The 21,447-nt window shown below is 49.8% G+C and carries 16 protein-coding genes; 8 read left to right on the forward strand and 8 right to left on the reverse strand.

Annotated features, from left to right (window positions below):
* Positions 1 to 9 precede the first annotated feature (9 nt).
* Together QL234_RS20205 and thpR are read right to left on the reverse strand one after the other, a co-directional pair.
* On the reverse strand, positions 10 to 447 hold the full coding sequence (locus QL234_RS20205; protein WP_281559584.1) for a hypothetical protein: 438 nt from the start codon (positions 445 to 447) through the stop codon (positions 10 to 12).
* Positions 448 to 614: 167 nt separating this feature from the next.
* Complete coding sequence (thpR, locus tag QL234_RS20210; protein ID WP_281559585.1) at positions 615 to 1,160, reverse strand: RNA 2',3'-cyclic phosphodiesterase; 546 nt, start codon at positions 1,158 to 1,160, stop codon at positions 615 to 617.
* A gap of 95 nt (positions 1,161 to 1,255) precedes the next feature.
* Here thpR and hrpB point away from each other — a divergent pair, with 95 nt between their 5' ends.
* The 3 genes from hrpB (at position 1,256) to QL234_RS20225 (ending at position 6,825) form a co-directional block, all read left to right on the forward strand.
* Positions 1,256 to 3,790, forward strand: a complete 2,535-nt coding sequence (gene hrpB, locus QL234_RS20215) for an ATP-dependent helicase HrpB (RefSeq protein ID WP_281559586.1) — start codon at positions 1,256 to 1,258, stop codon at positions 3,788 to 3,790.
* A gap of 33 nt (positions 3,791 to 3,823) precedes the next feature.
* The gene (gene mrcB / locus QL234_RS20220; protein WP_281559587.1) at positions 3,824 to 6,169 is read left to right on the forward strand and encodes a penicillin-binding protein 1B; all 2,346 of its coding nucleotides are present in this window, start codon (positions 3,824 to 3,826) and stop codon (positions 6,167 to 6,169) included.
* 260 nt (positions 6,170 to 6,429) lie between these two features.
* Positions 6,430 to 6,825 (forward strand): hypothetical protein, encoded by a 396-nt coding sequence (locus QL234_RS20225; RefSeq protein ID WP_281559588.1) that lies wholly within the window; start codon positions 6,430 to 6,432, stop codon positions 6,823 to 6,825.
* Positions 6,826 to 6,917: 92 nt separating this feature from the next.
* Here the strand turns inward: QL234_RS20225 and hemL are convergent, their stop codons facing one another.
* The 4 genes from hemL to QL234_RS20245 form a co-directional block, all read right to left on the reverse strand.
* Positions 6,918 to 8,198, reverse strand: a complete 1,281-nt coding sequence (gene hemL / locus QL234_RS20230; RefSeq protein WP_281559589.1) for a glutamate-1-semialdehyde 2,1-aminomutase — start codon at positions 8,196 to 8,198, stop codon at positions 6,918 to 6,920.
* Between the two features lie 12 nt (positions 8,199 to 8,210).
* Positions 8,211 to 9,221: an aspartate carbamoyltransferase gene (locus tag QL234_RS20235; protein WP_281559590.1), complete on the reverse strand. Its 1,011-nt coding sequence runs from the start codon at positions 9,219 to 9,221 to the stop codon at positions 8,211 to 8,213.
* Positions 9,222 to 9,584: 363 nt separating this feature from the next.
* The gene (gene hemJ, locus QL234_RS20240; protein ID WP_281559591.1) at positions 9,585 to 10,016 is read right to left on the reverse strand and encodes a protoporphyrinogen oxidase HemJ; all 432 of its coding nucleotides are present in this window, start codon (positions 10,014 to 10,016) and stop codon (positions 9,585 to 9,587) included.
* The gene (locus tag QL234_RS20245; RefSeq protein WP_281559592.1) at positions 10,013 to 11,737 is read right to left on the reverse strand and encodes a chloride channel protein; all 1,725 of its coding nucleotides are present in this window, start codon (positions 11,735 to 11,737) and stop codon (positions 10,013 to 10,015) included. Before QL234_RS20245 ends, hemJ begins: the two co-directional genes overlap by 4 nt.
* Positions 11,738 to 11,777: 40 nt before the next feature.
* Between QL234_RS20245 and QL234_RS20250 the strand changes: the two genes are divergently transcribed.
* The 5 genes from QL234_RS20250 (at position 11,778) to QL234_RS20270 (ending at position 18,968) form a co-directional block, all read left to right on the forward strand.
* On the forward strand, positions 11,778 to 12,533 hold the full coding sequence (locus QL234_RS20250; protein WP_281559593.1) for a DUF6776 family protein: 756 nt from the start codon (positions 11,778 to 11,780) through the stop codon (positions 12,531 to 12,533).
* A 56-nt stretch (positions 12,534 to 12,589) separates the two neighbouring features.
* Positions 12,590 to 12,931 carry an iron-sulfur cluster insertion protein ErpA gene (gene erpA / locus QL234_RS20255; protein ID WP_044830542.1) on the forward strand — a complete coding sequence of 114 codons (342 nt, stop codon included), beginning with the start codon at positions 12,590 to 12,592 and terminating at the stop codon, positions 12,929 to 12,931.
* Positions 12,932 to 13,154: 223 nt separating this feature from the next.
* Positions 13,155 to 14,258 carry an efflux RND transporter periplasmic adaptor subunit gene (locus QL234_RS20260; protein ID WP_281559594.1) on the forward strand — a complete coding sequence of 368 codons (1,104 nt, stop codon included), beginning with the start codon at positions 13,155 to 13,157 and terminating at the stop codon, positions 14,256 to 14,258.
* Positions 14,259 to 14,267: 9 nt separating this feature from the next.
* Complete coding sequence (locus tag QL234_RS20265; protein ID WP_281559595.1) at positions 14,268 to 17,408, forward strand: efflux RND transporter permease subunit; 3,141 nt, start codon at positions 14,268 to 14,270, stop codon at positions 17,406 to 17,408.
* Between the two features lie 159 nt (positions 17,409 to 17,567).
* Positions 17,568 to 18,968 (forward strand): M20/M25/M40 family metallo-hydrolase, encoded by a 1,401-nt coding sequence (locus QL234_RS20270; protein WP_281559596.1) that lies wholly within the window; start codon positions 17,568 to 17,570, stop codon positions 18,966 to 18,968.
* 35 nt (positions 18,969 to 19,003) lie between these two features.
* Here QL234_RS20270 and QL234_RS20275 read toward each other — a convergent pair whose 3' ends face one another.
* Both QL234_RS20275 and QL234_RS20280 read right to left on the reverse strand, forming a co-directional pair.
* Positions 19,004 to 20,194, reverse strand: coding sequence for an HD-GYP domain-containing protein (locus QL234_RS20275; RefSeq protein ID WP_281559597.1), 1,191 nt, complete (start codon positions 20,192 to 20,194; stop codon positions 19,004 to 19,006).
* Positions 20,195 to 20,420: 226 nt separating this feature from the next.
* The gene (locus tag QL234_RS20280) at positions 20,421 to 21,428 is read right to left on the reverse strand and encodes a DUF484 family protein (RefSeq protein WP_281559598.1); all 1,008 of its coding nucleotides are present in this window, start codon (positions 21,426 to 21,428) and stop codon (positions 20,421 to 20,423) included.
* Positions 21,429 to 21,447: the final 19 nt, after the last annotated feature.

Genomic DNA, 21,447 nt, shown 5'->3' on the forward strand with positions numbered 1-21,447 from the left:
TCCGATAAGTTACTGTTGTGCTAAATATTGAGATAACCAGTTCCTGGCGATTTCGGTATTGGTGAAGACATGAAATTCCAGCTGGCAGTTTTGATAGATACGCTTTAATTGCATCTGCTGCAGGTCGGTGTGTTTACTTTCGAGGATCACGGTAGCGTTTGCCACCATGCCATGTCGTATGCGGTGTTTGGCGATGTTGAGCAAGGTTTCTTCAGTATCTTGCGTGAGCAGATCTCCGCCGTAATAAGTCACCAGCGCTCCCCAGGTTTTTCCGTGAAACTTTTCACAGGCGTTGCGCATATCCAGTTGGTATTGTTCGAGTATCGGAGGGGTTAACGGCCCACGTACTGTCGAGGCGAGAATATTATCCTGATGTTCTATCGTGTAACTACCTGGCTCGTAACCGGAGAAATTGCCACTGTTATTGCCTAGAGTGCTTTCAGTCATTTTCAAATTCCATTTGTCAATGTGATCTTTATTAGTACCAAGTTTAGCCTGAGTTGCCAAGTAAGAAAGCCGGACAAAATATTAGCGCTAAAATCCTGGCTGATTTTTATCCGTTAATAGCAGTAGACCCGGATATTAAAACCCGGGGGATTTGTTATCACCTGCTGTTATCCTGCATCTTGACTTACTGTCAGCTGCCAGGTTTTTACTGCCTGATAACGCACACCCGTTTCTGTTGACAGTGATTGAAATAAGCTGAACCTGTCAATAGGGATAAGCATGTTCGGCAGGGGCAGTTCTTTGGGTAAAGCGCGTACTTTTCGATAAAGGGTTATATGGGAAAGATAACGGCGTTGTTCCTGGTTTAAGCCAACATCCAAAGCCTGTTTTGTTATGCCTGCTGCCAGTTCATTTTGCCAGTCAGGGATATCGTCATTGGCAAGGTAGAGTACCTTGGGCCTTTTAAAGTAACCCAGGCGGTTGAGAGTTAACGGGGTTATCTCTTCATGTTTGAGGGTATCGGCCAACAGTCCGGCTCCGGTTAGCAGCTGCTGTTTCAGCTCGTCTGTTAACACCCCTAAAAACGCCAGGGTAATATGGAGGTTGTCCTCGGCTACCGGGTGACAGGGCAGGGGCAGTTCACTGTCTCGCCAGCGTATCAACTGTTTTTTGCTTTTGTGGGACAGGTTCAGGGCAAAAAAATACCGGTTCATAATTAACATGCCTGCTTGGTAAAATAAGCCTTTGCGGGAGTGCGTCTCATGTTTATTATATGCCTTTGATATTACTTTGCATTAAAGACATAACCTTGACTAAATCACTGCCCATTGACGATTTCCTGCCTGAGATCACCCGGTTACTGACAACAAACAACACCCTGGTATTGCAGGCGGACCCCGGCGCCGGTAAATCCACTAAGGTGCCCCTGTCCCTGTTACAGGCGAATATCGGCGCAGGCAAAAAAATCGTTATGCTTGAACCCAGGCGCTTGGCGGCTAAGTCTATTGCTACCTACCTGGCAGCTCAGTTAGGGGAAAAAGTCGGGCAAAGTGTCGGTTATCAGGTAAAAAATGATAATACCTGCTCTAAAACCACCAGGTTGGAAATTGTGACCGAAGGCATACTCACCCGCAGGATCCAACATGATCCCGAACTGGCGGATATCGGCCTGATTATTTTTGATGAATTTCACGAGCGCTCCATACATGCCGATCTGTCTTTGACCCTGGGCCTGGAAATTCAACAGGCCCTGCGCGATGACCTGAAAATCCTGGTGATGTCTGCCACCATAGACACGGCGGCGGTCAGCAAGTTTTTGTCGGATGCGCCTGTGGTGATTTGCCCCGGCCGGGTATTTCCGGTGGAGACTTTTTATCTGCCCCGGCCAACACCGGCGACCGGCCGTTACAGTTATCTTGAGCCATTGAAAAAGACAGCGGCAGCGGCCTTTCGCGAGCATGAAGGCGATATCCTGATATTCCTCCCGGGTAAAGGGGAGATCAATAAGGCGATTGAAATCCTGGCGCCGGATTATCGCGATCTCGATGTACTGCTGTTGCCCTTATATGGTGAATTGTCGGCAGACAAGCAACAACAGGCGATTTTGCCGGATGCCCAAGGGCGGCGTAAGCTGGTGTTTACCACCAATGTTGCCGAAACCAGTTTGACCATAGAAGGCATACGCTGCGTGATCGATACCGGTTTAAGCAAAAGATCCCTGTATGATCCTTCAAGCGGCATGACACGTTTGGTCAGTTGTATGGTGTCCAAGGCATCGGCAGAGCAAAGAAAAGGCCGGGCCGGCCGTCTCAGCGAAGGCAGCTGTTACCGCTTGTGGACCGAAAGCCAGCACCATCAGCTGGCGGATTATTACGAAGAAGAAATCAAGGTGGTTGACCTTGCCTCCCTGGTGCTCGAGCTGGCGATGTGGGGGGTAAAACAGATTTCCGAGCTTAGCTGGTTGACGCCGCCGCCGGCCGCACATTTTCAGCAGGCGAAAAACCTGCTCACCGAAGTCGGCCTGCTCGATGAAGACGGCGGCATAACCGAGACCGGCCAGCAGGGCATTGCCTTAGGCATAGAGCCGCGCTTTGCCAAAATGCTGATGCAGGGGAAAAAATGGCAGCAGCTGACCCTGGCCTGCGATTTGGCGGCGCTGCTGTCGGAGCGGGATATCTTTACCAGCGGCCAGGGGGCAGATCTGAATGCCCGGTTAATTGCCCTGCAAGATTATCGCCGCCAGCGCAATAAGGCCCGCGGGCAATATCCTTTAACGACCTTTGCTGCCGAGCAGGCGCTGCAAAACAGCCGTAACTGGCAGCGAAAGCTTGGCGGCGATAACCAGGCCCGGGCTTATAGCCTGGCCGACATTCATCAATACAGCGGGCAACTGCTGGCGCTGGCCTATCCGGACCGGATAGGCAAACGGCGCGTAGGCCATGCCGCCAATTTCCAGTTAGCCAACGGCAAAGGGGCGATGCTGTTCGACGATGATCCGCTGGCGGAAGAAGCCTTTTTAGTCGCACCCCAGGTAGACGGGCAAAAAACACAGGGGCGTATTTATCTGGCGGCGCCTGTCAGCCTGGAGGACATTAAATCCCTGTTTGGCGACCAGCTAAAGCAAAAAAGCCAGTACCGTTACGATAAAGAAAAAAACAGAATATCCGGTACCGTCGAGCATAAGCTGGGGGCGCTGGTTATAAGCAGGCAAACGATAACCGAGCCGGATAAAGCGGTCATTGAAGCCTGTTTGCTGGCGGCGGTAAAAGAAACTAAGCTGGCCATTCTGCCCTGGGATAAAGCATCCCTGTCCTGGCTGGACAGGGCCAGGTGGCTGGCGTTATATGACAGCAGTTTTGAGGTCTTCACCGAAAAGAATATGTTGGAACAATTATCGGAATGGTTGCAGCCTTACCTGAGCGGCATCAGCTCGGTGGCCGAGCTGAAAAAAATCAACCTGCTGTCGGTATTAAAGCAAACCCTGGATTGGTCAAAACAGGCTGAGCTGGAGCAGCAGGCGCCAGAGTATTATCTGACGCCATCGGATAAAAAAGTCAAAATCACCTATAGCCAGCAGCATAACCCTAAAGTGTCTGTGGTGTTGCAGGAAGTGTTCGGCGAGCTGGCGTCACCTCTGCTGGCCTGGGGCAAGGCCCCGTTATGTTTTGAATTGTTGTCACCGGCGAAAAGGCCGATTCAGGTGACCAGTGATTTAAACCACTTCTGGCAAAACTCTTATTTTGAAGTGGCAAAAGACATGCGTGGTCGTTATCCGAAACACCGTTGGCCGGAGCAGCCCTTGCTGGAAAAAGCAGGCAGATCCATTAAACCGCGCAAATCTTAGCCCGTGGCAACCTTATGTTAGAGCAGAATTAAAATGGCGAAGAAAAAAGCAACAAGCAGTAAAACCAGTAAAAAAAGTAACAAGCAAAAAACACAGGCAAAGGCCGCTGTCCGCAGCAGAGGCTGGCTACGCTGGCTGTTTTTTACCGGAATGAAATTAACCCTGGTGGCTTTGCTGGTCCTTGGGGGGTACGCCATCTACCTGGACGGTAAAGTTCGCCGCACCTTTGAGGGGCAAAAGTGGCAGGTGCCGGTACAGGTGTTTGGCCGGACCGAAACCCTGCTGGTGGGGGAGCCGCTGGATTTAAAGGCATTGGCTTCCTCATTAACTTACAACGGTTATCAAAAAGTGGCCAGGGTCAGCCGTCCCGGGCAATTTGCCTTATCTAAAAAGCGCATCATTATTTTTCGCCGCGCCTTTGATTTCGGCTCAGGCATAGAAGCTGCCGCAGAGTTGACCGTGGATGTCAACCAGGGCCAGATCTCTCGCTTATATCGGGACAATGAACCGTCGGCGCAGTTAGTGCTTGAGCCGGTACTTTTGGATCGCATCGTACCGGAAAACAAAGAAGACAGAGTCTTGGTAGGATTGGAAAATGTCCCTGAAGCCTTGCTCGATACCCTATTGCTGGTAGAAGACAGGGATTTTTATTTTCATGCCGGGGTTTCGCCGCTCGGCATTCTCAGGGCTTTGGTACAAAATATCCGGGCCGGTCGTACGGTGCAGGGGGGCAGCACCCTGACACAGCAGCTGGTGAAAAATATGTTTTTAACCCGGCAAAAAACACTGTGGCGTAAGGTCAATGAAGCCCTGATGTCGCTCATTCTTGAGTACAGGTATAGCAAAGATCAGTTGCTTGAAGCCTATGTCAATGAAGTTTATCTCGGCCAGCATTATGCCAACGGTATCTATGGTTTTGGTTTGGCGGCAAAATTTTATTTCGGCAAAAGTGTTAATCAGCTCGATGCCGGAGAAATGGCACTGTTGATCGGCCAGATCAAGGGACCGAGTTATTATGATCCCTGGCGTTACCCCGAGCGCGCCAAAAAGCGGCGCGACCTTATTCTCCGCCTGATGTATGAGCACCACTTATTAAGTCAGCCGGATTTTGAGCAGGCGCTCAATGATCCTCTATCGGTGCGAAAGTCCCGCCGTTTGGTGAAACAAAAGTACCCGGCTTATTTGCAGCAGGTGAAACGCGAGTTATCCCAGCATCTGGAAAACTACCGGGAGCTGTCGGATATCAAGGTCTTTACCGGCTTTTCCCACCGCAGCCAGGATTTGTTGGAGCAAACCATTACCAAGCGCCTGGCGGCGCTGGAAAAAAGCAGCGGCCAGCAAGAATTGCAGGCGGCGATGCTGGTGACCGATATTGCCAGCGGTGAAATTAGGGCATTAAGCGGCGGCCGTAAAAGCAATTATTCCGGTTTTAACCGGGCGTTAAACGCCAGGCGCCCGGTGGGCTCTTTGATCAAACCCGCAGTTTATCTGGCGGCGCTGGAAAGATATGAAGAATATAACTTTGCCACCGTACTTGATGACAAGGCCATTACCCTGGCCAGCGACGGCGGTAAAGAATGGCGGCCGAAAAATTATGACGGCAAGTACCGGGAGCAGGTCTCTTTGATGGACAGTCTGGTATTGTCATTAAATATTCCCACCGTAAATCTGGGTATGTCTCTGGGGCTGGATGCGGTTGCCGATGCCATTCATTTACTTGGTTATCAGCGCGATATTACCACCCGGCCGTCGATGTTGCTGGGCTCTATCAATATGTCGCCGATGGAAATCAACCAGCTTTATTTGCCCATTGCCGCGCAGGGGGCTTATCAGCAAACGCACACCATCACCCATATTGTTTCCGGACAGGGAGAAAGCTTATGGCAGTTTGACCGCCCGGCTGAGCCCAGGATGTCGGAAAACGCCGCCTACCTGCTTGATTACGCCCTGGAGCAGGTCACGCAGCGGGGTACCGCCCGCTCCCTGAGCTGGCGTTTGAAAGACCAGCAGGTGGCGGGTAAAACCGGCACCACCAATGATTTACGCGACAGCTGGTTTATCGGTTACGATGCCCGTCACCTGGTAACCACTTGGGTCGGACGTGACGATAACAAATCCATGGGCCTTACCGGCAGCAGCGGCGCCCTGGTGTTATTTGCCGATTTTTTAAAGCAACAGGGGGTTGTTGAGAAGCAGGTGGTGATGCCGGAAGGGATCGCCATGACCTTGTTTGAACGCCAAAGCGGTAATGCGGTCACGGATGAATGCGATAATACCGAGCTTTATCCTGCCATCAGCCTGGCTATTCGGGTGAACGAAAATTGCCTGCAGAAACGTCCGGATACCCGCTCCTGGCTGGAGCGTTTGCTTGGCAAATAAAAGCTCACTAAAGGAAAATCACGCAAATAAAAATTCTTGAACTATAGTTAACAAATAGGCTCTTCTTATTAACACGTTGTAAATTTATGTTAATATTTTGCTTCGGCTAACCCTTAGCCGAAGCAGGAGCCAGGGTTTGGTAACGGCAGCACATCAAAAACATTTCGGGAGTTGTCATTAAAACTTCATTGAGCAATATCATTATTGTCTGCTTGCTACTCTAGTAAAATACACAATTAAAACAAAAGGAAGTGAGAAGTATGAAGCATAAGTTAAGTTTTGGTTATGTAAATATCCTATCGGAAAACATCGCAGAAATTATCGTGGACGAAGGCGTTGAAATCACGCTGGAAATGACAGAAGAGTGTGATGATTTCCTGGCGTCTGAATTTTCCGGCGATCTCGGTATTTTAGTGCACAGAATCAATAACTACACTTTTACCTATGAAGCCCAGCTCACTGTGGTTTCTTATGAAAAGATCAAGGCCATGGCAGTGGTTACCTACAATAAGCAGAGCGAGCAGATTACCAGGGAGTTATTGGAAAAGCGTGCCATGGACGACTGGAACCTGAAAAGTTTTTCCGGTCTGGAGTTAGGCTGGCAACAGGCGTATGACTGGCTGCAAAGCGAACTGGTGATGACGGAAGCGAATTAGGGACTTTATCCGGCTTTACTGTTGTGAATATGGTAAATAAAAAGGCAAGCTATGCCAATAGCTTGCCTTTTTTAGCAGGTGATCAAAGAAGATTAGAGTTGTGCGAAACAGATATCAGCCGCAGCCAGGGTTTTATCTAAAATCTCTTCGCTATGGGCGGTAGACAGGAAGCTGGCTTCAAACGCCGAAGGTGCCAGGTAAACCCCTTGCTCTAACATCAAATGGAAGAAACGTTTGAACTTCTCGCCGTCACAGGCGGTGGCCTGCTCATAGGTAGTGATCTGCTCTTCATCGGTGAAGAAGAAACCGAACATGGCACCGGCATAATTAATACTTAACGAGACACCGTTGCGCTCTGCTGCGGCTTTAAAGCCCATTGCCAGTTTTTCTGTGGCGCTGGCCAGCTGCTGGTGTTTATCTCCCTGGGACAATTCATTGAGAGATGCCAGGCCTGCGGCCATGGCGATAGGGTTGCCGGATAGGGTGCCAGCCTGGTAAACCGGGCCTACTGGGGCGATATAATCCATAATGGCTTTTTTACCGCCGAAAGCGCCAACCGGCATGCCGCCGCCGATCACTTTACCTAACGTGGTCAGGTCCGGGGTGATATTGTAAAACGCCTGGGCGCCGCCTAAGGCAACCCTAAAACCTGTCATCACTTCATCAAAAATCAATACGCTGTCGTATTGGTCGCAAATTTCACGCAAGCCTTCGAGGAAACCTTCCACCGGTGGGATGCAGTTCATGTTGCCGGCAACCGGCTCAACGATAATACAGGCGATTTCCTGTCCTACCGCTTCAAACATGGCTTTAACTTCGTCCAGTTTGTTGTAGCTGACGGTCAGGGTATGTTTGGCAAAATCTTCCGGGATGCCCGGAGAATTTGGCACGCCCATAGTCAGGGCGCCAGAGCCGGCTTTGACCAATAAGGAGTCGGCGTGCCCGTGGTAGCAGCCTTCAAATTTCAGGATTTTATCCCGGCCGGTGTAACCGCGGGCCAAACGGATGGCGCTCATGGTGGCTTCTGTGCCTGAGCTGACCATACGCAGGGATTCCATCGACGGTACCAGTTCGCGGACTTTCTCCGCCATGGTGATTTCCAGCTCGGTGGGCGCGCCGAAGCTGAGACCGTTTTGTGCGGTTTCGATCACGGCTTCACGGATGGCCGGATGGTTGTGGCCTAAGATCATCGGGCCCCAGGAGCCGACATAATCGATATAGGCTTTGTCATCTGCATCATAAATATAGGCGCCTTCGGCACGCTTGATGAAGCAAGGGGTACCACCGACACCATTAAAGGCACGTACCGGTGAGTTTACGCCACCTGGAATAATATCTTTTGCATTTTCAAATAATTGTTGAGATTTTTGCATAATAATTTCGCTTTAATTTTTGTTTGTGTACCAGTGAACCGGTTGTTCAAATTCACTTAATTTGTCTTCCACGCCCAGGGTCAAGGCAAATAACGCCATGCGTACCAGAACGCCGTTTTGTGCCTGGCGGAAAATGGCCAGGTTTTGCATATCATCTAAGTCAACATCCAGCTCATTGGCTTCCGGGCGGGAGTCTCTGGGCAGGGGGTGCATGATCACGGTATTTTCTTTGCAGTATTGCTGGTAAACCTGCTTGTTTAAGCTGAAATGGCCGCGGTATAAATCGGCTTCGGCTTTATCGGAAAACCTTTCCTGCTGAATTCGGGTTTGGTAAATCACATCGCAGGCGAGGCTGGTGCCCAGTTGATCGGTAATTTCCACCCTGTGGCCGGCATTGCTGAGGATAGAGACAACATTATCCGGCATTTGCAGCGCCTTGGGGGAGACCAGGGTAATTTTAAGGTTGTTATACAGGCTGAGCAGTTTCGACAGTGAATGTACCGTGCGGCCGTGTTTAAGATCTCCCATCAGTACGATATTGAGACCGTCGAGTCCTTTGCCAAAAGGAGCCATTTCCGACTCTATAGTAAATAAATCGAGCAGGGCCTGGGTCGGGTGTTCGTTGGCGCCGTCGCCGCCGTTGATCACAGGTACCGTACTGCCTTTGGAAAACTCTTCCACGGAAAGAATTTTCGGGTGGCGCATGGCGATAACATCGGAATAGCCGCTCAGTACCTGGGCGGTATCAAACAGGGATTCTCCTTTGCTTAACGAAGAATTTTCTTCACCTACGGTTTCCCGGACATAACCGCCGAGTAAATTAAAGGCGGTGCCGAAACTGACCCGGGTACGGGTACTGGGTTCGAAAAAAAGATTATTTAATATGGCGCCATCGAGCACGTGGCAGCGCTTTTTTCTGGCGGCATAAGGAGCCATGCGGGCAGAAACTTCTAATATTCTGGAGATTGCATCCCGGTCAAATTGCGAGACGGAAAGGATATGGCTGCCTTGAAACTTCATCATAATGGGTTACCTGAGCGAGTAAATTTGCTATTTCATGGTTAAAACTTTATTTGTGTGCTTGTTAAGACACAGATAAATTACCGCTGTTTCATGGTTAAAGTTTTACCCGTGCTTTGGTTAAGCTAGAGGTAAAATGCCGCAGGAATATAGCATATATGTGTATCGTTGAAAATTTATAATCGAATGGCGGGGGAAAATTTCGGCACAAGCAGAGCTGGATCATAAAAACGGCTTTTATTGGCTGGAGCGGGATTTTGCTGTTGGACAGCCGGTAAAGGAAATTGTTCAACCGGATGGGAATATTTTCTGTTGGTGCTTTCCCGCACCTTTATTTGGTACGGGAAAATAATCAGGGGCTAAGTGCTAAAAAGGTTTTACATAAGCCAGGATAATCACGGCAAATAAAATCAGCACCGGGATTTCATTGAAGAGGCGGTAAAACTTGCCGGAGCGGGTGTTTTTATCTTCGCGGAAATCTTTCACCAACTTAAAGCAATAAAGGTGATAGGCGACCAGGAAAATCACCAGGGTGATTTTGATGTGCAGCCATGTTGATTGCACAAACCAGGCGTGGCCATAGAGAAAGATCATCGCTAGGCCCAGGACGATAGTGAAAATGGCAAAAGGCGTGACGAAATAAAGTAACCTGCGCTCCATGCCCTTAAAGTGTTCGCTGATATCTTTATTGTCGGTTTCTGCATGGTTGACAAACAGCCGTGGCAGGTAAAAAATCCCGGCAAACCAGGCCACCATAAAAATCACATGAAATGCTTTTAACCAGAGTAGACTTGTCATGAACGGAGCTTTCCTTCTAATAGATAACGACGAATTTGTTCAAAAGTAATAAAACCCAGGATATTGTCCGGGTCCCTGTGATAGATATATACGGCGCCGCAACGTGCTTCCCCCAGGGCCAGGTAAGCCTCGGCTAATGTTTCCTGGCTTGAAAGCGGCGTCATTTTATGTTTTACCACGGTTTCCGCCGAAGGAGCTTGATTTGGGACGTTAAACTCAGCGAAATAATAGTCATTTGAATTTTGCAGCGGCTTTTTGATGAGCAGCGCCTTGCTATCCGATGAGGTTAAAGCTTGGGCAATCGATTGCGGAGAAGGGCTTTCCAGCAAGCTGAATTCGGTTTTCATGGCGCCGGCGACCCCGATTTTTTGCAGGGAACTTTCAATCGGCGGTTTGCGGTAACTGAGTTGCTGCACATCCAGCTGCATCAAAAATACCGAACGGTTTCTGAAAAATTGTCCGGAGATCAAACAGGAGCTGGCGATCGACAACATCGCCGGGATGATAAGCTCTACCTGGTTGGAAAGCTCCACCACAGCAAGCAATGCTGCCAACGGCGCATTTAAGGTAGCGGCCATAAAGCCTGCGATGCCCATCAGGGCAAAATCACTGGCGACATAGTCCCCGGGTAACAGCTGCATAATCATCAGGGCGGAGCAGGTACCCGCGATGGCGCCTATGCCGAGAATAGGGCCGACAATACCGCCGGGTACGCCTAAGCCGATGGCAAAGATGGTCATCAAAAACTTGGCCAGCAGCAATAGCAGCAATACCGAGAGCTGATCCTGGTTAGCCAGGGTAAAGGAAATGGCGCTGCTGTCTATGCCCATGGCATAGGGGAAAAAATAGCCCAGGGTGCCGGTAATTACGGCGGCTACCAGCAACCGGGTGGTGATATGCCAGCGCTGAAAATATTTGATGATCAACACCAGCTGGTGATTAAAGGCAGAAGCCAGACAACCGAGTAAAACCCCCAATAAGATCAGCGGCAGGTAATGCTCCGGGCCGAAAGAGACATGGGTAAAAAAGTCCAGTCCGTGGGCCTGGCCCAAAAAGCTGCGGGTGATCATGGAGCCGACAATGGCGGAGAGCATGACGGGAATAAACATATGCACCTTGTATTCCCGTAAAATGACTTCCATAACAAAAATTACCGCCGCTACCGGGGTATTAAAACAGGCGGCGATACCGGCGGCAACGCCGCAGGCGGACAAGGTTCTGATGCTGTTAAAAGGCAGGTGCAGCTTACTGCCGAGATAGCCGCAACAGGCGGCGCCAAGATGCACCGCCGGGCCTTCCTTGCCGAGGGAAAAACCGGTGGACAGGGCGATCACGCCGCCGACAAACTGGTTGAGGGTATTTTTTAACGGGATAATGCCGTAGGAAATTTTCAGCCGGTGCAAAACAAAGGGAATACCGGCCCTGAGGTAGTGAAACCCGGTTAATCTGGCAAAGAGCAAAATGCCGCAGACGCCGATTATTGGCAATAGCAAACGACTTATGCCGCTTAAACTGGTATAGTCACCAAGTTTTGTTAGGTAAAACTGCTGGAGCAGATCTATGCTCAGGGTAAAAAGGATCACCAGCAGTGCAGAGACAGCGCCGCCAATAATGGCCAGCAGGCATAACTGCCAGGACGTTTTCGGCAAGGCCAGTCTTTTTCTGAGGGAAGCAGCTGATACCATAAACAAAAAAGACGATCTTATATCCGATGTCGTCACATAACCCCTTATTAGTTGTAGGATATATAATACTTTACAAATGAACTGGTTAGCAAAGAATAATTTTAACACTATACCGGGACGCCTGGGGCCGTTTCGCCTGACAATCCTGATCCTGGCGTTGGTCGGACTTTGTGTCTATTGCGGTTATCGCCTGGGCAACCGTTTCCATAGTTTTCAGGTACAGACCCTGGAGCAGCAAAAGGCCCGTCTGGATGATTATTATGCCCGGCAGGTGGAATATGTCCGCCAGATCAATACTCTGGAAGCGGAACTTGCCTTTGAGCGCCTGGCAAACCAGGGCACCCAGGACAGCCTTAAGGAGATGGGAGAAAAGCATTACCAGCTGAAAAAAGAACTGGCGTTTTATGAAAAAGTGATGGCGCCGGAGAAGCAGGCAGACGGCCTGGTGATAGACCAAGTCTCGGTGACGCCTACCGAAAGCCCGAACCATTATCGTTTCCAGGTGGTGCTGGTGCAGCAGGTGCTGAAAAAACGTTATGCCAAAGGTTTTGTTGAGCTGGCGTTAAGCGGCAGTTTAAATGATAAACCCAGTGAAATTAAACTTGCCGATATCTCGACCTTAAAGCGGGAAGACTTAAAATTCAGCTTTCAATATTTCCAGGTGATTGAAGGGGAATTTACCCTGCCGGAAGCTTTTGTTCCCGAGAAAGTTGAGGTTGCCGCCATCTTGCCCAAAGGCAAATGGCAAAAATATCGTCGGTTGGATGAAAGCTATCCCTGGCCTATGATAGTTAAAAATGATCTACAAACTTCGACACTAATACTTGATTAAAGAGGTCAGGTTTAAGATAATTGGCTTTTAAACCCTCTAGTGCGAAGAAAAGATACATGTCAAACCCCGAATTGCCTATTCAATTTACCGATGCTGCGGCCAATAAAGTGATGACCTTGATCACCGAGGAAGAAAATCCGGAGCTGAAATTACGGGTGTATGTTACCGGGGGCGGCTGTTCTGGTTTTCAATACGGTTTTACCTTTGATGAGAAGGTCAATGACGGTGATATGACCATAGAAAAAAATGGCGTCACTATGGTGGTGGACCCCATGAGTCTGCAATATCTGGTCGGCGGTGAAGTCGACTATACCGAAGGTCTTGAAGGCAGCCGGTTTTTGATCAACAACCCCAATGCCACGACTACCTGTGGCTGTGGCTCGTCTTTCTCGATCTAGCCATCAAGCTCTAAAGGGCGCAGGCATTTGCTGTCTGTGTCCTTAATGTAAATCATCTGCTGTATTTTTCTGCTCTGCTATTTTTTCTTACCTGTTTCTGTTCTTTGTTGATATTCGTATCATTCGCTAACAATTTTTTACACTAATTCCCGCGTATAGGCGATATAATAACGGTCGTTAACTCTCTTACTTTCTTAAATTAACGCAGTGCTTGGGAAATAATATGAACAACATGGCAAGTGGCCGCCGTCAATGGCTGGCAGAACGACCTTATATCTTCGCGGTAGTGATTGCCGCAGCTTTAGTCATATGGATGTTATCGGGCATGTTGTCGGGCTCTGCGCAGGCCAACGAAGAAGACATGGACGCCGGTATCAAAGAAACCATTATCCCTAAGGTGCAAATCGATACCCGCTTTGCCGAAAATGTTTCTGAAGTGATAGAGCTTTACGGCCGTACCGAGCCGGATCGCATTACCACCTTGAAGGCAGAAGTACGCGGGAAGATTGCCGCCGTTTATGCAGAGCGCGGTTCTAAGGTAAAGCAGGGACAGGTGATTGTGAAAATCGCCCTGAACGATCTTAAAGCGCAACTGGCCCATAGCAAGGCTTTACTGGTACAAAGGGAAATTGAATACCGGGGAGCAAAAGAACTACATGCCAAAGGGCACCAGGGGGAAGCCGATCTGGCCCGTGCCTTTGCCTATCTCGAAGCCGCAAAAGCGGAAGTTGCCCGTCTGGAAATCGATATTGAAAATACCGTGATCCGCGCACCTTTTGATGGCGTATTAAATACCCGTATGGTGGAAGTCGGCGACTATGTTGCTTCCGGCGATGATATTGCCGTGATTGCCGACCTTGATCCCCTGGTGGTGCGTGCCTATGCCACGGAAAACCAGGTGCCTTTTTTAACCGCCGGCAAAACAGCCGATGTGCGTTTATTGGGGCAGGAATTAAAGCAGGGGACTATCCGTTATATTGCCAGTGTTGCCGATGAAGCCACCAATACTTTTAAAATCGAAATAACCCTGGATAACGGTGATTACCAGACCCTGGCGGGAGTGAGCAGCGAAGTGAGCATCGCCATGAAAAATCTGCCGGCGGTTAAGGTTTCTCCTGCACTGCTGGCGCTGGATGAGTCCGGTAATGTCGGCATTAAATCTGTGGTTGATGATATCGTGGTATTCACGCCGATTAATATCGTAAAAAGCGAAAGTGACGGTATCTGGTTATCCGGTTTAGGTGAACAGGCAGATATTATCACCCTGGGGCAGGGCTTTGTCCGTGCCGGTGACAAGGTTGAAGCCGTTAAGGCCCAGGTCCGCTAGGGAGGTTTTATGTTAGCTATCATAGAAGCGGCTCTGGCCCGCACCCGCTCGGTGCTGATGATCTTTTTATTATTATTGATTTCCGGGGCGGTGACTTATGCCAATATCGCCAAAGAATCGAATCCGGATATCACTATCCCCAATATTTATGTCTCTATCGTACATGACGGTATTTCACCGGAAGATGCAGAACGCATGCTGGTACGGCCGATGGAAAATGAATTAAAGTCCATTGCCGGCATCAAGGAAATGAAATCGAATGCCAGCGAAGGGCATGCCTCCATTAACCTGGAGTTTATTGCCGGTTTAGATCCAAAAGAGGCGCTGGCGGACGTACGGGATAAAGTTACCCTGGCCAAGGCCAAACTGCCTTCGGAAACCGAAGAGCCGGAAGTACATGAAGTGACTATGGCCAACCAGGTGGCGGCGGTGACGGTGATCTTATCCGGCCCCGTGACCGAGCGCGGTTTGCTGACCCTGGCCCGGGACGTCAAAGATAAAATTGAAGGCATGCAGGAAGTGTTGGAAGTGGATATCGGCGGCGACCGCGAGGATATGCTGGAAATCATCGTCGATCCCTTGCTGATGGAAAGCTACGGCCTGGATCAAAATGATATTTATAACCTGGTGGAGCGTAATAACCGCTTAGTGCCTGCCGGTACCATGGATAACGGTAAAGGCCGTTTTGCGATCAAGGTGCCTTCGGTTTTTGAAAATATCCAGGATTTATTGGAGTTGCCGATAAAAACCTCCGGCGATCGGGTGATCACTTTCCAGGATGTCGCACAAGTGCGTCGTGCTTATAAAGACCCCAGCAGTTTCGCCCGGTTGAACGGTGATCGTTCCATTTCGCTGGAAGTGAAAAAGCGCTCCGGTGAAAATATTATCGATACCGTCGATAAGGTTAAAGTACTGATCGAAGAGCAACGTTTGCGTTGGCCCGAGCAGGTGAACGTGGACTATATCGGCGATCAGTCCAAAGACGTTAAAGATACCCTGACAGATCTGCAAAACAATGTTTTCTCTGCCGTGTTACTGGTGGTTATCGTCGTTATCGCCGCCCTGGGCGGCCGTACCGCTATGCTGGTGGGACTGGCCATTCCAGGTGCTTTCCTCACCGGTATCCTGGTGATTGCTATTGCCGGTATGACGGTCAATATCGTGGTGTTATTCGGTTTGATTATGGCCGTCGGCATGTTAGTGGACGGCGCCATAGTGGTGACGGAATTTGCCGACCGGCAAATGAATGAAGGGGTGCCCAGAAAAGAAGCCTATGGCCAGGCGGCCAAACGCATGGCCTGGCCCATTATTGCCTCTACCGCGACCACGCTGGCCGCCTTTGCTCCCTTGATGTTTTGGCCGGGCATGATGGGGGAGTTTATGAAATATCTGCCCTTTACCCTGATAGCGGTATTAACGGCATCGCTGGCGATGGCATTGGTTTTTGTGCCGACTTTAGGCACAGTGTTCGGTAAGGCCCGTGTGATCAGCGCCGCAGAACAGGCACAGGTAAAACAGGCGGAGCAGGGAGACTTAAGTAAACTCACCGGTTTCACCGGCAAATATGTGCGCCTGTTAACCAAGGCGATTCATCATCCGTGGAAGGTTGTACTCGGTACTATTGCCATAGCGATCACTGTGATGATGCTTTACGCCAACTCGGGGCTGGGAGCGATTTTCTTCCCGGATATCGAACCCAATAGCGCCACTATGGTGGTGCGCTCCCACGGCGATCTGTCGATTAAGGAAAAGGATGCCATTATGGTGTCGATAGAAGATCGTATCCTGGATATGACGGAAATCCGCACCTTATATACCCGTACCGGCGGTAATGATCAGGTGGGCAGCTTCCAGGTGAACTTTACCAACTGGCAGTTCAGGCGCCCGGCGGATGCCATTATAGAAGAAATCCACCAGCGCACCCAAGACCTGGCGGGGGTTGAAATTGAAGTCAGGAAAAATGAAGACGGCCCGCAAAGCGGCAAAGATTTAAAAATTGAACTCAGCTCGCGTTTTCCAGAGAAGCTACAGCAATCTGTGGGCCTTATCCGCCAGGGCTTAGTAGAAAGCGGCAGCTTCACCGATATCGAAGACTCTGGCTCCAAACCGGGTATCGAATGGCAGCTGGATGTCGACCGGAACCTGGCCGCCACTTACGGCGCCGATGCCGCCCTGGTGGGGACCACAGTGCAAATGGTGACCAACGGCCTTAAGCTCGGGGAATACCGTCCGGATGATGTTGATGATGAGCTCGATATCCGGGTGCGTTACCCGCTGGAAAAACGTAATATCAGCCGCCTGGATTCCTTACGGTTAAAAACCAGTGAAGGCCTGGTGCCCATCGGCAGTTTTGTCAGCCGCAAGGCGGCGGAAAAAGTCGATACCATCCGCCGGGTAGACGGCAAGCGTGTTGTGACCGTGCAGGCAAACCTGATGCCGGGCAAGCAGCTGATAAAAGAATTGCCTAAGTTGCAGCAGGCATTTCCCGGTTTGGGCATAGATCCCAGCGTTGAGATCAATGTAAAAGGGCAAAACCAGGATCAGCAGGAATCCCAGGACTTTTTGATGAAAGCCTTTGGTATTGCCCTGTTCGTGATGGCGATCATCCTGGTGACCCAGTTCAACAGTTTCTACCAGGCATTTTTAATTCTCAGTGCGGTGATCTTCTCAACCGTCGGGGTCTTTTTGGCCCTGTTACTGGCCCAGAAACCTTTCGGTATCGTGATGGGGGGGATTGGCGTTATTTCTCTGGCGGGTATCGTAGTGAACAATAATATCGTGCTTATCGATACCTATAATGTGCTTAGAAGAGAGGGTTATAATGCCATAGATGCGATTTTACGCACCGGTGCCCAGCGTCTTCGTCCCGTGGCCCTGACCACAGTGACCACTATTCTGGGGTTATTGCCTATGGTGTTGCAGGTTAACCTCGACTTCTTCGCACGTACTGCGGTTGTCGGCGCACCTTCAACCCAGTGGTGGACACAGCTGGCTACGGCGGTTGCCGGCGGCCTGGCATTTGCCACGGTATTAACCCTGGTATTGACTCCTTGTTTGCTGGTGCTTAGGGACAGAGGTAAGAGTCAGCGGGCTAAAACCCGGGCAATCAAAAGGCAGGCCGTGGTGAATGCCGTGAATGATGCCGCTTAACGGTTTTTGCCTTAACCTGGTTAAACTTATCTAAAGCTTAAGAAGGGGGTGTAGCAATATTCTTGCAACACCCCCTTATTCTTTATCTGCTAAAACTTTGCTTTACCCCCGGTGATTCTTTCCATTACCATAGAGCCCCTTACTAATAAGAGGTCCCCCATGTTCGTTAAAACACTAGGTTTTATGGCGCTTGTCAGTGCCGCCACTTTGCTTGCCCCCCTGAGTCAGGCAGCTTCCTTATCGGCTGCAGAGCAGGAAGAGTTAAAGCAACTAAAAGATACCACGTTAAATTCCGATTTGTCTTATCAGCTGATTGAGTCGTTAACCACGGAAGTGGGTAACCGCATGATGGGCACGCCGGGGGATGAAAAAGCAGTGATCTGGGCGCAGGAGAAAATGAAGGCCCTGGGGTTTGATAAAGTCTGGACCGAAGAAATCAGCAATGAGTTATGGCTGCGCGGGGAAGCGCAGGCAAAAATTGTTGCCCCTTATCCGCAAAAAATGACGATATTGGCCCTTGGCGGCAGTGTCGGCACGTCAAGCGACGGCATTACGGCGCCTGTGGCGCATTTTGCTACCCTGGATGCGTTAAAAGCCGCCAAGCCCGGCAGCCTGGATGGAAAAATTGCCTTTGTCTCTTATCGTATGGAACGCCATATCGACGGGCATGGTTATGGCGCCGCAGTAGGTACCAGGGTTGTCGGTGCCAGCATCGCCGCTGAAAAAGGCGCGCTTGCCCTGATCATGCGCTCTGTCGGTACAGATAATAACCGCACCGCCCATACCGGCTTGATGCGTTATAAAGACGGGGTCAAACAAATCCCGGCGGCGGCCTTGTCTAACCCGGATGCCGATTTGCTGGTGAACCAGCTGAAGCGCGGCAAGCCGGTGAGTTTTCACTTGAATATGAGTTCAAGCCGGGAAAAACAATTGGTGAAGTCGGCAAATGTGATCGGTGAAATTACCGGCAGTGAAAAACCAAACGAAGTGGTAGTGATCGGCGCACACCTGGACAGCTGGGATGTCGGTACCGGCGCTCTGGATGACGGTTTAGGCATAGGCATGGTGTTATCAGCCGCCCATTATATTGCCAAGCTGCCGAAACGGCCCAAGCGCAGCATCAGGGTCATCCTTTTTGCCGCGGAAGAAATCGGCTTATTGGGGGCGAAAGATTATGTGAAAAGGCATAAAAATGACATGGACAAACATATGATAGGAGCCGAGTGGGACTTTGGCAGCGGCCGAATTTACCAGATGACTCCCGGGGTTGGTGCAAGCGCCCTCAACGGCGTACGTGAACTGGCCGGCTATCTGGCTCCTCTGGGTGTATCCTTGTCGCCGGAAAATAACGCCCGGGCACAGTCGGATATGGGGCTGTTAAGCGATGCCGGTATGCCGAGCATTAATTTTTCGCCGGACGGCTTAGCTTATTTTGATTACCACCATACCGAAAATGATACCCTGGATAAGGTCAACGCCGAAGATCTTAAGCAAACCACCGCTGTATATACCCTATTCAGTTATTTTGCCGCCCAAAGCGGTATAGATTTCAGGCAGTAGACAGCTTTTGACCGCTAAGCTTGCTACCGGCAAACTTAGCCTTCCATCAGCAGGAATTCGACGATTTTATTCATATCCAGATTAAAATCGTCCGCCCTGACTCCTTTGACGATATAGTCTTCATTGACGGCCAGATCTATGTCCTCCGTCATCATATAATGCTGATGTTCGACATTATAAAACGAACGCACTTTGGGACGGATGGGATCTTCCTGGTTGCGGCCGTCAACTATGGCTAAGCGATGTGAGTTCAGCTCTACCAGGGTACCGACCGGATAAATCCCCATACACTTGATAAATTGATCCACCAGCGGCCGGTCGAGTTCATTTTGCTGGGCCAGTTTACGTAATATGCTGAAGGCTTTGACATGGCAGTAACCTTCTTTATATACCCGGTCGGCGGTTAAGGCATCAAAAATGTCGCAGATGGTGATCATCCGCCCGTACCTGGATATTTTTTCAGCGTTTAGCTGCAGCGGATAGCCATTGCCGGTAAGTTTTTCATGGTGCAGGGCGACCACGGACAAAGCGGCATTACTGATCCCGGGCAGGTTTTTGACAATTTTGATGGAGTGATTAACATGGGTTTTCATCAGCTCGAATTCGTCATGGCTTAGTTTTGCCGGTTTATTCAAAACATTATCCGGGATCTTGATTTTGCCGACATCGTGCAGAAAAGCCCCTATGGCCAGCTGGTGAATAATTTTCTTTTTAAAGCCTAAATAGCGGGCGAAGATAGTGATTAATACCGATACCGAAATCGAATGTTCGAGTAAATAGGCATCTTTTTCCCGGATGTTGATCACGCAGGCCAGGGCATCGGGATCTTTCATGATCGCCTCCATGGTCTCGCCGGTAATATTCGCCACCGGACGCAAATCAAGCTGGCGGCCGTTTTGCACATCCGTGATCACCTGCTGTTGTATTTCTTTTGATTCGTTAAACAGTTTGCGCGCCTTGTTAAGATCCCGTATCACCGGCGTCTGGGGAAAAGGTGCTATCGGGTAGTCGACAGCTGTCTCTACGTTTTGGTTGTTTTTTTTGATATCCAGACTTTTACTGATATCAACCTTAACCGATAACACGCCTTTTTTACTGAGGTTACGGATCACCAGTTTGCTTTTGATATAGTCGGGCTGGGTCAGGGTAAACTGACCTGTTTGTTCGGCGATGGCAACGACGTAATGCCCGACGGATAATTCTGAAATTTTTTTTATCGTTATCATGTTACGTCAGTTTTATTGCATATAAGCTCAGTTGAAAACTAACAGGTAAAAAAGCGCAGCATACTTCCATGGGGTGAGAAGGGCCGGCCAACAGCCTGCAATCGGTTGGCGAGAGCGCCGGTTTTCCAATGTTATTATTTATATAAGCTTAAGATGGGCGAATTTGCAATTTTCTGCCGAGGTAAAGAGCAAGGAGTTAAAAAAGGAGTGATATTAGGGGTTTAGTCTAGCTTGGTTGAGCTGATTTTATCCGGTACAGGTCCTGGTCGGCAGCTTTTAACAGCTCGTCCATGTTTTCCTGCCCTTTGCTTTGGGCGACGCCGCAGCTGATGGTAACCGCCAATTTCTGCTCCTGGTAGGGCATAGGGTTATTTTGGAAAAATGCCATCAGGCGCTTGGCCACCGCCCGGGCTTCCTGGTAGCTCTGGCCCGCCAGGGTGATCACGAATTCATCACCGGCATAACGGAAACAATGATCATTTTCCCGGATCAGCTCCCTGAGCTGATCCGCCACATAGGTCAGTACCTTATCGCCGCAATCATGGCCATAGGTATCGTTGATTTGCTTGAACTTATTACAGTCAATAAACAGCAGGGAAAAAGGTACGCCGTAGCGTCGTTGCCGCACCAGTTCTTCAGAAATCGTGCTTTCCATTAAGCGGCGGTTGGCGACCCCGGTAAGCCTGTCGTAATGGGCCATATATTCAAGTTGATCGCGAATAAGGGCATTGGACAGGCATAAGCTGGCTTTGACCCCTAGCTGCTCTAAATGTAAAGTGCCCAGCGCGGGATGGAAGCGGTTTTTATCACAGTCGGTAAACAATAAACTGGCAAAGAGTTTATTTTCCAGCCTTAACGGGATTAGGGCTACAGACTCGGCACCTGCCAGTAAAGACTGAGGTAAAGCAGGTTTCAGCGAGTCCAGTTCATTGCAGAGTAAAGGTTTGCTGTCGGGATGAAACGCTTTAAGTGTTTCCGCGCTTACCTGGCGGCTGTTTTGCTGGTGCCAGCTAGACTGTAGTTTGACCCCGAGCAGATAACTGATGGGGGTAGGTTCGGCCAGTAACAGGCTAATACCTGTTAAGGTAAACTTTTCCTTGATCAACTCCAGCAGGCGCTGCAGCAGTTCCTGGCTGGACTGGCAGGCCAGGATTTCGGTTTCAATTTCAAACAGCTTGTTCGCTATGCTTTCATTAACTCTGGAGTTCTCAATTAATTGTTGTAAATCGGGCATAGCTGAAACTGAAACTTTG

Source organism: Thalassomonas sp. RHCl1 (assembly GCF_947387555.1).
Classification (GTDB): domain Bacteria; phylum Pseudomonadota; class Gammaproteobacteria; order Enterobacterales; family Alteromonadaceae; genus Thalassomonas.